This window comes from Paenibacillus sp. J22FR21 (assembly GCF_056269135.1).
Genome location: NZ_JBWDNJ010000001.1, coordinates 681457 through 693855, shown reverse-complemented (window position 1 = coordinate 693855; position 12399 = coordinate 681457). Strand labels below are relative to the sequence as shown.

At 47.3% G+C, this 12399-nt stretch carries 12 protein-coding genes and 1 pseudogene; 1 reads left to right on the top strand and 12 read right to left on the bottom strand.

The genetic code is table 11. The features are described 5' to 3' along the window. Window positions 1-9 precede the first annotated feature (9 nt). The 3 genes from helD to AC0YNS_RS03495 all read right to left on the bottom strand — a co-directional run bounded on the left by helD (window position 10) and on the right by AC0YNS_RS03495 (window position 4494). Complete coding sequence (gene helD / locus AC0YNS_RS03505) at window positions 10-2394, bottom strand: RNA polymerase recycling motor HelD (protein ID WP_475780099.1); 2385 nt, start codon at window positions 2392-2394, stop codon at window positions 10-12. Window positions 2395-2679: 285 nt separating this feature from the next. Continuing rightward, window positions 2680-3342, bottom strand: a complete 663-nt coding sequence (locus AC0YNS_RS03500) for an FMN-dependent NADH-azoreductase (protein WP_475779627.1) — start codon at window positions 3340-3342, stop codon at window positions 2680-2682. Window positions 3343-3597: 255 nt separating this feature from the next. Beyond that, on the bottom strand, window positions 3598-4494 hold the full coding sequence (locus AC0YNS_RS03495; protein WP_475779626.1) for a LysR family transcriptional regulator: 897 nt from the start codon (window positions 4492-4494) through the stop codon (window positions 3598-3600). 185 nt (window positions 4495-4679) lie between these two features. On the opposite strand from AC0YNS_RS03495, the gene thrC reads away from it, so the two are divergent. Further along, window positions 4680-5954: a threonine synthase gene (thrC, locus tag AC0YNS_RS03490; RefSeq protein WP_475780098.1), complete on the top strand. Its 1275-nt coding sequence runs from the start codon at window positions 4680-4682 to the stop codon at window positions 5952-5954. Window positions 5955-6025: 71 nt separating this feature from the next. Here the strand turns inward: thrC and AC0YNS_RS03485 are convergent, their stop codons facing one another. From AC0YNS_RS03485 to AC0YNS_RS03445, 9 genes and pseudogenes are all read right to left on the bottom strand, one after another. Beyond that, window positions 6026-6619: a GNAT family N-acetyltransferase gene (locus tag AC0YNS_RS03485; RefSeq protein WP_475779625.1), complete on the bottom strand. Its 594-nt coding sequence runs from the start codon at window positions 6617-6619 to the stop codon at window positions 6026-6028. A 2-nt stretch (window positions 6620-6621) separates the two neighbouring features. Further along, window positions 6622-7326: a methyltransferase domain-containing protein gene (locus AC0YNS_RS03480; protein WP_475779624.1), complete on the bottom strand. Its 705-nt coding sequence runs from the start codon at window positions 7324-7326 to the stop codon at window positions 6622-6624. A 224-nt stretch (window positions 7327-7550) separates the two neighbouring features. Next, entirely contained in the window at window positions 7551-8012 is a 462-nt protein-coding gene (locus AC0YNS_RS03475; protein WP_475780097.1) for an NUDIX domain-containing protein, read from the bottom strand. Between the two features lie 494 nt (window positions 8013-8506). Next, window positions 8507-8992, bottom strand: coding sequence for a DUF1572 family protein (locus AC0YNS_RS03470; protein WP_475779623.1), 486 nt, complete (start codon window positions 8990-8992; stop codon window positions 8507-8509). A 22-nt stretch (window positions 8993-9014) separates the two neighbouring features. After that, window positions 9015-9434, bottom strand: coding sequence for a GNAT family N-acetyltransferase (locus tag AC0YNS_RS03465; RefSeq protein WP_475780096.1), 420 nt, complete (start codon window positions 9432-9434; stop codon window positions 9015-9017). 126 nt (window positions 9435-9560) lie between these two features. Continuing rightward, window positions 9561-9950: pseudogene (locus AC0YNS_RS03460) on the bottom strand (GNAT family N-acetyltransferase); the annotation flags it as partial. A 25-nt stretch (window positions 9951-9975) separates the two neighbouring features. Continuing rightward, the gene (locus tag AC0YNS_RS03455) at window positions 9976-10374 is read right to left on the bottom strand and encodes a GNAT family N-acetyltransferase (protein ID WP_475779622.1); all 399 of its coding nucleotides are present in this window, start codon (window positions 10372-10374) and stop codon (window positions 9976-9978) included. A gap of 22 nt (window positions 10375-10396) precedes the next feature. Continuing rightward, entirely contained in the window at window positions 10397-10840 is a 444-nt protein-coding gene (locus AC0YNS_RS03450; RefSeq protein ID WP_475779621.1) for a GNAT family N-acetyltransferase, read from the bottom strand. Window positions 10841-10977: 137 nt separating this feature from the next. Continuing rightward, window positions 10978-12399 carry a HAMP domain-containing sensor histidine kinase gene (locus AC0YNS_RS03445; RefSeq protein WP_475779620.1) on the bottom strand — a complete coding sequence of 474 codons (1422 nt, stop codon included), beginning with the start codon at window positions 12397-12399 and terminating at the stop codon, window positions 10978-10980.

Below are 12399 nucleotides of genomic sequence, written 5' to 3'. Positions count from 1 at the left end.
CTTTCACATTTATAAAGTATGAACCGGCGTGTTGTCAGAAGACCTAGTGCCTGGAACATCGTAGTATTTTGCCGCTTCTTCACTCAGAAACGGACTTCGTGTGCTACCTACAGCAAACAGATGCAGCTCATGCATCGCGCGTGTACACACGGTATAGAACAACCGGCGCTCGCTCTCCCTTGTGTAGCCTGAGGAGGCAGCAGATGCATCATACACCAGAACCGCATCAAACTCCACCCCTTTGGCAAGGTAGGATGGGATGACGACAACGCCAGGTTCGAAGGTCGTTGTTTCTTTTTCAATCAACCTGACCTTACCATCATCACGAAGTGCATCGTAAGCGATTGCGCTTTGCACGGCTGTCTTGCAAATAACGGCAATCGTCTGGTTTCCTTCTGCCACCAGGTCAACGATGCGAGCCTTAAGGCGACGATGCAAATCCTCATAGTCAGCCGCTACCGTTAAAGTCGGCCGATTGCCATCCCGATTGAATGGCTGGATTTCGCTGCCCCCGGGTATGAGCTGGCTGGTAAATTCCACGATGGGACGCGTGGAGCGGTAGCTTCGCTTGAGCACCACCGTTTCCGTTTCTTCCTGCGGATACAGTGCTCCAAGCGCGGCAAAACCTGTACTCTCATCCGATGCTGTATGCGCATTAATCGATTGATTAAGATCACCCAACGCGGTTACACGGCTAAACGGAAATAACCGCTTCAAATACGCAAATTGGAAAGCGGTATAATCCTGCACCTCATCCACAAGGATATGACGCACTGATGTATTCGTTTGGAATCCACGAATTCGCTCGATAACGTATAAGAACGGCGTGGCATCCTCATAAGCCATGGTCCGATTATGCAGCCGCGATGTCGTTTGCTTACATATTTGAGTCCACTCCTGAGGCAATGACTTGCCAATGGAATCAGACAAATTCGCTGCGAATGCAGGATCACTGAACAGCTTCACATACGCTGCCTTCAAATCGACAAAAGCAAGTTTCCGCACGCGAGCGCGAATTGGCTTAAACTGCTCTTGAACGACATAGTGACCGAGCAGCTCACGTTCCCGGTCGAAATCGTCGAACGTATCTTCTCTGTTTTTACGATTTTGCCGCTTCAAGCTTTGGTGAGCCTTCATATACGTATCTTTATCCAGCAGCTCGACCGCTTCATCCACCCACGCCTCTTCCAGAGCAGCTTGCTGCCGCTCCTTCAATAAACCGAGCAGCCATTCCGCAACGAGGCGAAGCCGATTCGGAATCGCTACAGAGCCATCAATCGCATAGAAGTACTCACTAATCTGATCCGCTGAAACAAGCAGTTCATCTTGAAAAGTAACATCGCGGAACTTCAGCCCCTCGTTCGACAGAACACCTAAATACCGCTCAATTATCGCGACAAAGTCAGTCGATGCTTTGAAGCCAATACCCGCCATCCGGGCCTGATAACCGGCTTCCTGCTCCGCCGTAAGAGCGTACTCCAGCTGTGCGTATGGATTTTCCAGCTTGAACGATTTTCCCATTCGAATCGCTAAGTATTCTTGAAAAGTCGTTTGCTGCATGTTTTCTTCACCAAGCTCAGGCAATACCGTCGAAACGTAGCTGTTGAACATCGGGTTCGGTGAGAACAGCACGATTTGATCGGCGCTCAGTGTTCCACGGAACCGGTACAACAAATAGGCCACGCGCTGCAGCGCTGCAGAAGTCTTACCGCTCCCCGCTGCACCTTGAACGAGCAACAGACGGCTGCGCTCATCACGGATGATTCGATTCTGCTCCCGCTGAATGGTGCCGACGATGCTCTTCATGGCTGCATCCGACTGTTTGCCCAACACCTCTTGCAGCAGCTCGTCACCGATTGTCACACCTGTATCAAATAAGCTGCGAATCTCCCCGTCCCGGATGACAAACTGTCGCTTCAGCTTCAGCTCTCCGTGAACCGTTCCCATGGGCGTCTCCACCTGAGCCGGACCTGGGGGATAATCGTAATAGAGACTCGCAATGGGCGCACGCCAATCATAAATAAGATAATCCTCATCCGCAGCATCACGAAGCGATGCTATGCCGAGGTATACTTGATCAACACCCTCGCCATCCTCTTGAAAATCAATCCGTCCAAAATATGGCGACGACTTCAGCTTCCTCAGCGTCTTAAGCTGCATCGCAGCTTGACGATGCGTCCGTTCACGCTCCGAGAGAACCTCCGCCTGTTGCTTCAAGCTTGCAAAGGATTCCGCCATTTCAACCGAATCTTCGAAGTTGACGGTTACTTCATCCCAGAAGTTTTTGCGAATATCGACCATTTCTTCTCTTGTATCCGCTGTTTGTTGTTCCAGCGTTTCAATCCGCTGCCCGATCTGTTTGACGACCGAGACTACACGATCTTGTTCTGACATCCATACCGCGTCTTGACTCAACCTAAACCCATCCTCTCTTGAGATAAAATCAACCCGCCGAGTATCAGCAGAGCCGCTGCCGATTTCATCTTCAGCCTGTAGAGAAAGATACGATGCATATCTTACATCACCGAGACGCCGAACTGATCAGTGTCTCTTGTTAGTACTATTATAGAATTAATCAGGTTCCGGCGACAGCCGTATCTTCTTATATGTATACACAAGAACTCCCTTCACTACAAGTGCTCTGAAATCTGCACCTGTAGCGGAAGGAGTTCGGGTTTGTTATTTCCCTGCGCCTGTTGTTTGCTTGCCGAATACTTTGGCTTCCTTCTGCGCCTCTGCGATCGCCTTCTCCTTAATGGAGGCAGCCTGATCGGGCTTTGCGGCCATGCCTTCAACGAAGATGCCTTTGAAATCCGTAATGCCGATGAACTGCATAATCTTGGACAAATGTCTATGCCCGCTTTCGAAATCCATAGCCGGACCTTCCGTATATATACCACCGCTAGCCTGTATATGAATAGCTGATCTGTCCGGCAGGAGACCAACAGGACCTTCCGCCGTATATTTGAATGTCTTGCCCGCAACGCAGATCGCATCAATATAAGACTTCATAATTGGCGGGTAAGAGAAGTTCCACATCGGCGTGACGAACACATACTTGTCCGCCCCAACAAACTGATCTGACAATTCGCCCAGCCGTGCTACCTTCTGCTGCTCCTCCGAACTCAGTTTATCAAAGCTGCTCCCGCCCCCAAGCTTGCCCCAACCACTGAACACATCAGCATCGATATTGGGGATTTGGGTGTTGTACAGATCCAAATGTTCAACCTCGTCTTGCGGGTGAGATTCTTTGTAGGAATCGATAAATGCTTTGCCGACAGCCATACTATACGAAGCCTGGTGATCATGAGGATGAGCAGTAATATACAGGAGCTTTGCCATAAGGTATTGATCCCTCGCCTCTTCGTTAGATTGACGAACACGCTGATTAGAGTGTGCCGGCTGGGGACGAACGATGTATGGCAAATCGCCGCATGTCAGTAAGTTTTATTGGATACAATGTCAAAAAGTACGTGAGTCTTACGGTCAACTAACGTGGACTCCTCGTTATGCAAGTACATAACGGAACGTTAAATGGAGCAAATTAAATTCATCCTCGCACATGATGGTCCGCATTCCATCGACAAACGACTTCGATCAGACCATCACCTCCACTTGCTTCATAATCACATGGATAAAATGCTGTGCAGCAGGCGGCGGCGCTTCCCCTTCCCTCGTATATACCACGATGGGATTGCGCAGGTCCACGCCTTCCACTTCAACTCGGGCCAGCTCGCCGCGCATGACGGCTCGTTTTGCTTCAAGCGAAGATACGAATGATACGCCAAGTCCGGCCGCAGCGGCATGAAGTGATTCATGTACACCGTTCACCTGCAAGGCAGCTCTAGGCAAGTTCGTTCCTTGAACGCGGCATAATGAGAGTAGTCTATCGCGCGCTGCACTGCCGGGTTCGCGCATAATGAATGGCTCTTCCATCAGTGTTGCACAAGCTATTCGCTTCCCCGCATAACGGTGATGCGCTGCTACGACAAACCAGAGCTCATCCTCCAGCAGCAGCTTCCGCTCCAGTCCTGGGCGAGACTCTCCTCCGCCACCAATTACAGCGATATCGGCTTTATAATGCTGAAGTGCACCAAGGGCATCGCTTGCGTTCAGCGTCTGCATGGTGACTTGGACAGCTGGGCATTCGGCTCTGAAGGAAACCAATTGTTCGGGAAGCAGAAAGTTCGCAGGCAAAGAGGTTGCCGCAATGCGAAGCTCCCCTGCTTCACCGGAGCAGTAAAGGTCGAGATCGCGCATGATCTCATTCTGAAGCGCGAATACCTTAGCCGCGTGTTTTGCCAGACGCTCGCCTGCTTCGGTGAGCAAAATCCCTCTTCCTTTAGGCGCTAACAGCGTGAGTCCAATTTCTGCTGCCATATTGCGCACATGAGCGGTAACCGCTGGCTGGCTGATACGAAGAATTTCAGCCGCCCTCGTAACGCTGCCCGAAGCAGCGACATGGTGAAAGACAATAAGTCCATACAGGTTCATCGTTTCGTTGGAGCCTCCCTATTGAGACAGAGCTAACCTAAGCCTATATATATATCATAACTATTAATTATGATTACCATAAAACTCTGTATTGGAATTATTAATCATTCCAATTTATTGTATGAAGTATGAAGCGGCTTCACAAGCGAACAAACATTAAAGAACAGCTAAAGGGAGGCAGGATGATGCAGGGAGCTTGTATAGCATGTAGTGCCCAGGTGATGCTGGATCGTAAACCGATGCATTATCATTGTGAGTTATGCGGGGGATTACTGCGAATCGTTCATGATTTCAGTCAGGTGGATTCTGCGCGATTGAAGCGAAAATTCGATAAGCGGCGCGGGATGCGGAACTGTACTGCGGCCAGCGGCGTGTGGCGGTATAAGGAGCTCATTGCTCCGGAGCTGCCGAACACCGCAATTGTGACCAGAAACGAAGGTAATACAGGGTTGTACGAACCAGCATCGGTAAGGGAGTTTGCCGGTATTCGCCGTCTGTACTTAAAGGCTCAAAGCGAGAATCCGAGCGGCTCCTTCAAAGACAATGGCATGACCGTTGCCGTGTCGCATGGCAAGTGGCTCGGCTATTCTACCTTCGCCTGCACCTCAACTGGGAACACTTCATCGTCACTAGCTATGTATGCAGCTACGGCTGGCAAGCAGGCGATGGTTCTTGTTCCAAGCAATGAGGTGTCACCCAATAAAGTGTTGCAAACCCTAGCGTATGGGGCAACGGTGAATACGTTCAGCGGTACCTATGACGATGGGATTGAGTGGTTAAGCAACAACGCTGATCTGCAAAGCATGTATGTGTGCAATTCCATTAACCCCTTGCGAATTGAAGGTCAGAAAAGCATTATTTTCGAGCTCGCCCATGATCTTGATTGGAAACTGCCTGAATGGATCATCCTGCCGGGAGGCGCACTCAGCAACGCAGCCGCACTTGGACAAGGATTACATGATCTCTATACACTAGGGTTCATTGATAAGTTACCCAAAGTAGCCGTCATTCAAGCAGTAGGTGCCAGCCCCTTCCACCGCATGGCAGCAGCTTCCCTTCGGACGATCACACCGGAGCTGAAGCCTTCGACGCGGGCGTCTGCGCTAAATATCGGCAATCCGCCTAGCTGGCTCAAAGCGCTGCGTATGCTCGATATGACAGAGGGCGTAACCGCAGCTGTCAGTGACGCGGAGATCATGGCGGCCAAAGCCCACATCGATCGCAGCGGCATTGGCTGCGAACCGGCTTCCGCCGCGGCCGTTGCCGGGCTGCGCAAGCTTGTTCGTGAAGGAGTCATCGCGCCAGAAGAATCGGCGGCATGCATCCTCACCGGCAGCATGCTCAAGGATACCGATGCCATCAGCGAATACCATATCGACGGGAAGCTGAGCGCCCCGCACCTTCGAAACGGGATCCGCTCCGTTTCACTTGGCCGCGGCGGCGATGGCCTAGTGGTGTAGACAAACAGGCTGAGCGGCAATCTCCGCTCAGCCTCATAACCCCAACATTCAAAACGACTACATTCAAAATTTTAACGGTTGTGACAGCAGTTATTTTGCATAAAAGACCAATCCTGCTTATTTAGCGTGTAAGTATTGAATCGCTCATCTTCGATTTCAACGATACCCTGATAGGTGAATCCACATTTAATGATGACTTTATTCGAAGGTTCATTTCGCAGAAGCGCTAGTGCATTCAACACCTCTACATCGGTTTGCTCAAATAAGTACTCGATTAACCCTCGTGCTGCCTGCGTCGTATACCCCTTACCCCGATGATCCTTCGATATCGCATACATAATCTCTCTGTTAGGTACGGGCAGTTCATCCTTAATTCCCGTGCAGCACCAGCCGATAAGCTCCCCCGATTCTTTATGAATAATGCCCAAACGCAGGCGCAATTCACCGATGTCCCCATCTTCGTCTGATACAGCACGTAGAAATGCGATGTTCTCTGGCAGCTCGTAGTTGATAAACCAATCTTCCCGCTGTTCTCGAGGTGCATTCCAGCCTGGCAGGAACTCATAGATCTCCGGCTGCCAAGTCAGCGAATGAAACGACTCCAAATCTTCAGCTATAAATTCTCTTAATAAAACGTCCTTACAATCAATTATAAATAAGTTCATTATTAGACTCCCGCAGCTTGAATAATCAGCATTTGATTGGCATTGCGTTGAAACTCGTAGCTTGTATCTTGAATCTCATAGCTCCAGTCCATCTCTTGCATATAACTCAGCAGCTCGTCAACAAATTCAGATCGTTCACTGGTTTGATCAACGAGTGGGAATATACGAATTTCTCTTCTTGTTACCCTCATAAGCTCGGCAAGTGTAGCTTTGTGGAAGCTGAGATCCAATCGATCTGCATACATAAATAAGAAATGCGCCGATAACGTCAAATCGAATTGCTTATCTGCAAACGGTAATTGAGGTAATGTTGCAGCAACATAACGTTGTGGATTTGCAATCATATCGGTCGTGCAGTCTACTAAAGCTTTCGATCTTGTAGCATGCAGCTCGTCCGTAGACTCGAAATAGTCCCACTTGTAATTTTGTTTCACTTTCTCAATGTGCGCGATTCCGTGTTCCAGATCTTGAAGCCCTTTCTCTTTAAGCGATTGGACTGGATGATAATAGGCAATATCTGCAGCTGTAACGTCTCCACCGAGCTGATTAGCAATCGCAGTAAACGAGCACGCGCCGGACGGACAATCCAATATCTTATTATCCATTAGTTCTTCCTTCGAAAGGTTGAAGATATCGCTATATTCTTCAAACGTTCTTCCAATGAAAATAATGCGTTCAAGATCGAGTCCTACATTTGTGTTCGACATGGCGGATTCACTCGCTTTCTTCGCGCTTTATTAGCGCTTCCTCTGTATTTGATTTAATTTGTTGATGGTCCATCCCGTTAGAAAAGAGAGTTGAAGAGAAACGATGATCCCAATAATAATCATAAGTCCTTCGTCACCTGAAAATTGAAAGCTTACTGCAAGTATCATGAACAAAATGACAGTAATCACAACGGAAAGGAGAAAATAACCGAATGTATAGGATTTCATTTTCCGAACCCTAAGCCATAATTCTTGATCGTCTGCCCTATGGTTTCATCGCTTTTCTCATCCCATACGAAGCTTAATTCGAACGTCCCCGGTTCAAAGAACAACGGAAATCTTCGCTTGAACCAATCCTGCATAGGCAGCTTCAGCGCTTCATCAATTTCCACCCACATCAGCTCCCCTTCCGGTGGATTTCTGAGCAGCTCCCCCTCATACGAAGTGGCCAAATAATTAAACACCATATACCGTAAGCCTTGATCAGGTTCGCAAAACTCATCCAGCCCTTTATAGATGATCTCTTTTATGATCAAACCCGTCTCTTCTCTCACTTCTCGTATTGCCCCATCAACGATACTTTCCGGAAAATCAACCTTGCCTCCAGGAGCTATGTAGCCAGGAAATCCGCGTTTATCGGGTCGATTCATTAAAAGCACTTTCGTTCCGTTCTGCACCATACACATCGTATAGATTTTGTGTGTGACATTCGCTGGCAAACTGATTCACTCCAATCAAAGTTGAAACTGCTGCTGCATATCGGGTTATTTGTAAGCAGGATGAATAGATTTAAGTCTGTATTTGTCCCCGAATCTCTTTTCATAGGAAATGATGTAATCCTTGTTTACTTCAATTAGTTTTGAAATGTCTATAGGTATCTCTATTGTTCGTTCTCTTTTCCCTAAATTCACTACAGTGATCTCATCTTCACTGACTTGTTTAACTCTAGCTAGCTCGTAGGTAGAAGATGAATACAAATTCCAAATCATAACTATGATTGCAACAGTAAATACAAGTACGATCAATCTTCTAATTGATAATATCACTACACATCCTTCCCGCCATACCGATTTGCGGTTCCTTCTTAGGTTTCATGGATGTTCCTATCGTTTCAAGGTCTTCCTTGAGAAGCGGTCTATGAGCATACATCGTGTTAATCTCCTTCGGCGACGGATTCAACTTAAGACTTGTTCTTCTTCGGGATCGATGTCGTTACATACTCCGTATCTTTGATCATCTTTGCAATATAAAATACTTGTCCCAGATGTTCCGAGAAATGAGCGGCACATTGAATAAGCACTTCCAGATGGGTTCTTTCCTTGTTTCTTACGACCTGCGTTTTGTACCAATCTTCTTTCGTTAAACCTTTAATCGTATCAATCGTGAACTGAAAAGACTCATGTGCGATAGCGAGGAGTTCGTGTTTCGTTCGATACAAATCTTCAAATTCTTCATCTCTGTTTCTCACAGCGTTACGGTCAAGAATGCCGTTCAAGATTCTTTCATTAATGTTGCCGTTGATATGTACGATCAAATTCGCGATACTATTGCTTACATCATTCGGTCGCCAATTGACTTCATCATCATTAAGCTGCTCGAGAACGGAGAGCATCCGTCGCTCGATTTCTTCGAATTTGCTTATTAAAATGCTTTTGATTTCTTCCATGTAAACACCTTCTATCCGGAAATTAGTCCAGGTCCTTCTTATAGTAATAATGTTTATTGCCTTCCGGAGCATTCTCGATAATTCCAATTACCTGATATCCGTATTTCTTATAGAATTCGGGGGCTTGGAAACTGAACGTATTTAGCTTAATAAACGTACAGTCCTTCGCTCTTGCGATCTGCTCTGCTTCTTCCAATAGCTTCTTACCAAGCCCTTGCCCTCGTCTGTCGTCTTGAATCCATAAAATATCAATTTCCATCCAGTTCCAACAGACCGCACTGTTAAGCCCCGCAATAATCTCGCCCTTATCATCCTTCAAGCATAAATTAACTTCTTCATAGCGGCCACTTGGCACGTGCTTAGCATTGAACTCGATTAGTTTATTTCTCACATAGGCTGCATCATCCGCTGAGCCTATTAGTATCTGGGGGGTGCTCGCCAAACTCTCTACCGCGAGATTCTCCCTCTTATTGAGAGATGAGAACGTCTGAATCGGACCATTCCAGTCGGCTTCCTTGATTTCCTCATAAGCTCCGTTCGTGTAGCCGTCTACGGTCTTCCTCCAGAAAGCTTTTGCAGGTACATTCGCTTCGATTTGAGCCACTTTCCACCAACCCGGGAAGCGATTAAACAGCTCGTATGCAGCAGATTGTCCGACTTTCAGTCGTCTATAATTTTTCAATACAAAAAACTCTGCCATCCAATAGATCTTCTCATGCTTGTCATTGATGCCGAGCTCTCTCACAAGCGCAAACCCTGCCAGCTTGTCATCCACTTTAATGAAGAAAGGGAATCTTCCCTCTTCCGTCCAATAATGATCGAAGTATTTATACTCATACAACCCTTGGGGATTGAGATCATCCTCCGGAAAAAACTCGCTAAAATCGTATCGATACAGCTCCAATATATTGCGCAGAATAGATTTCTGCTCGTATTCAACCTTTTGAATGGTGATCATGTGAGGGGCTCCTTTTATTCTGAACTTACTTTCCCGAACTCTCCAACCTCATATATACACTTCGTTCTTTAAACCCCAGTGACTTCCAGAAATGATGAGCTGCCTCATTCCAGTGCATGACTTCTAAATCCATTTCCTTGGTGTTTAAACATTCAGTCAATTTCACGAAAGCCAATTTCCCGTATCCGTTTCTTCTATCCTTCCTGCATATAAAAAAGTGCCTTAAATAAAGCGGCGACTGACTATGATTAACCAGTGCATAACCTCTAACCTCATCGCTCGCCACAAACTTATATGCTATATAGTCCGTTTCAATGAAATGCTTCATTCGATCCTTCAATTGCTCAATATCCATCGTGTTATCGTGTTTCTCATCTTCAATAAGCTGTTTATTTAGTGCGGCAAGCAGCTCTAAATCATCCATTGTGCATAGTTGGATCCTAAGGTTAAATTCCATATCGATAAGTCCTGATGATTTCCCCATTAATAATTTGACCGTTCTGCCTAAAGCCTACAGCTTCATACAGATATCCAGCCTTTTCATTGTCCGGTTTGTGACCGATTAGTACTTCATCTATGTCTTCCGTTTCCTTCATGTGTTGGAGTAATTGTTTCAATCCTGCTTTGCCGTATCCCTGCCCTTGATAGTTCTCGTCGATCATATACACGTAAATCCAATAGCGACCGTCATCTTGGTCCCGACAATACATGCTAAATCCGATGACAGTTTCATTGTTATAGATCGCTACAGGTTTTAGATGCTCCTCGTATTTGGATTCGGCGATTGAATAGACGATGGGAACGATAAATCGCTGCCCATTCTCTTCACTAATTTGAAGCTGTGTGCAGGCAAACCAGTTACTTCTATTTACTTCTTGAATCGTTATCATCCTTTAAACCCTCATCTCAATGGTAAATAAATACTCTACAAGTATCCTCCCAGTATAACAGCCATAGGAAAAACTGGAAATAAAAAAGAAGCCGCAACCGTCACATAATGACGTCGCAACCTCTCTTCACCCAGTCCCTATTGTTGCTTAACCGCTGCATCCGGCAGGAACACCGTAATGGTAGTCCCGCTTCCGGGTTTGCTGCTTGCGGTGACCGTCCCGCCGTGCATCTCGACGATTCGCTTCACGATGGATAATCCAAGTCCGCTGCCTCCAGCCATACGGCTGCGCGCTTTATCCGCCTTGAAGAAACGCTCGAAGATGTGAGGAAGGTCCTCCTCAGAGATACCCACGCCATTATCCGAGATACAGACGCTCGCTCCGCCGTTTGTCCTCTTGACTTCTATTGAAATGCTGCCGCCTTCCGGCGTGAACTTCATGCTATTGGCGAGCATATTCGTCCACACCTGCGATAGCAGTTCTTCATCTCCAATAAAAGTGACCTCTTCATCCAGATTCACATCCATGAGCAAATCTTTTTCCGTCCATACCGGCTCACAGGCCAGAATCGTGGATCGCAGCTGCTGATCAAGCCGGAAGGGCTTCATCCGCATTGGCTGCTGATCCGCCTCCAATGTAGTGAGCTTCAGCAAGTTATCGCTCAATCGGGAGAGACGAACACTCTCGGTCTCGATAATACTCGCGTAGTGCTGGCGCTGTTCTTCTTCCAGATTCGTTTGCTGCAATACGCGCGCGAAACCTCGAATGGACGTCAGCGGAGATTGGATTTCATGCGACACGTTGGAGATAAACGTTTGCCGCATCTGCTCCATCTGACTCAGCTCCGCAGCCATATCATTAATGCTATGGGCCAGCTCACTGAATTCACCGCGCATTTGCTTCGGCAATTTAATCGTGACGGAGAAATCCCCTTTCGCCATTCGACGAATCGCGGAAATATAGAGATTGAAACCTTCCCTTTGCTTCCAAGGTCGGCCAATAATAAACAAAATGATAAACAAGAGCAAGAAACCAAGGAACACCGTAAATAGCTGCTGCCACAATCCGGCGTACATGCTCGGAGCTACTCGTTCAGCGAAGAGAGCGTAGCGTTTGCCGCCAATATCAACAGGTATGCCCACCATTGCAAGCCCCTTGGTAAAAAAATGGCTGCGTTCCACATCTTCGACGCTTCCTCCGCCAAGCACCTTAGTCGTATAATCCCGTTCAATCGTAGTCTCGACAGCTTTGCCGCCACTATCATGCAGCTCACCGATACGCTTCTCATCACCGGCAGCGTCCACCATAATAAACCGATATCCCTTGCTGCTCGACAGCGACTCCAAGCCGCCGTTCCATTCCGATACTTGCTCTCGGTTAGCTAGTGTAATGGCGATAAGCTCCACTTCATGAAGCATAGCCGAAGTCACGGCTGAATGATTCCGCTTCTCTTTCGTATAGGAAACAATGGTGAAAGCAACCGTATAACACGTATAGATGGCGGTATTCATCAACAAAACACCTGCTAGAACCATGAGGAATCTCTTCCATTTCGGCAT